Consider the following 967-nt stretch of genomic DNA (forward strand, 5'->3'; position numbering starts at 1 on the left):
CCACGACCGTGACCAGTTCAGACGTATCCAGAATCACGGTATCCGGCTGCGCTGATCCCACCTCATTTTCATGTCCGGTCAGCACATTTTCCCGGCTGAGAGGGGTGTCCTGACCGGCAGTTTCATCCGTGTCATCAAGCTCCTCTTTCAGCTCTGCCACACGGAGCGCCAGTTCTTCTTTCGTCCCCGTCAGGCTGACATCACGGTTCAGTTGTTCACCCAGCGAGCGGAGACGGGCAATCAGTTCATCTTTCGTCATGGACTCCTCCACAGAGAAACAATGGCCCCGAAGGGCCATGATTACGCCAGTTGTACGGACACGAACTCATCAGGGTCAGCCAGCAGCATCAGCGGTGCTGACTGAATCATGGTGAACTCACGCGCCGGATCGCCGGTGGTCACCCAGTTTTTCGGGTAACGGGCAGAGGCGTTAATGCCTTCGCGCTGTGCGTCCGCATCCTGAATGCAGCCATAGGTGCGCAGACCGCGTGCCTGAGTGTTCCCCAGCACCATCGTGTTGTCCGGCAGGAAGTTCTTTTTGACGCCGTTTTCCACGTACTGTCCGGAATACACGACGATGGCCACATCGCCATACATCCCCTTATAGGACACCGCTTTGCCCAGGTCTTTCACCGCTGTCTCCAGCTCGGAATTAGAGCCACGACGGGTATCCAGCTTCTCCTTGACGGCTTTGAAGGAACGGAACAGCGCCCAGCCTTTCGGATCGAACACGATGATATTCACCACACCGCTGGCGTTCAGCGCGTAGGCTTCGATATCGTCGGTCGGGTCATACGTGGACTTGTCACGCTTGCTCCACTCCGTGCCGCCGGACTGCGTGATGTTATTCTCCTCACTGCGGCCCATATCCACCTCAACCGGATCGAAGGCTTCACCGGTCATGGTGTATTTGCCCTTAAGCACGGCAGAAACTGCCTGCATCTCTTCGACCTGAGCAATGGCCAGC

The 967-nt window shown here is 57.0% G+C and carries 2 protein-coding genes; both read right to left on the reverse strand.

What is annotated here, in order from left to right; translation table 11 throughout:
• The coding region (gene gpFI / locus AACS05_RS24825) for a DNA-packaging protein FI (RefSeq protein ID WP_116266401.1) at positions 1-259 on the reverse strand (259 nt) is incomplete at its 3' end.
• A gap of 41 nt (positions 260-300) precedes the next feature.
• The coding region (locus AACS05_RS24830) for a major capsid protein (RefSeq protein WP_045438194.1) at positions 301-967 on the reverse strand (667 nt) is incomplete at its 5' end.

This window comes from Citrobacter sp. S-77, assembly GCF_963864895.1.
Lineage (GTDB): Bacteria > Pseudomonadota > Gammaproteobacteria > Enterobacterales > Enterobacteriaceae > Citrobacter > Citrobacter murliniae.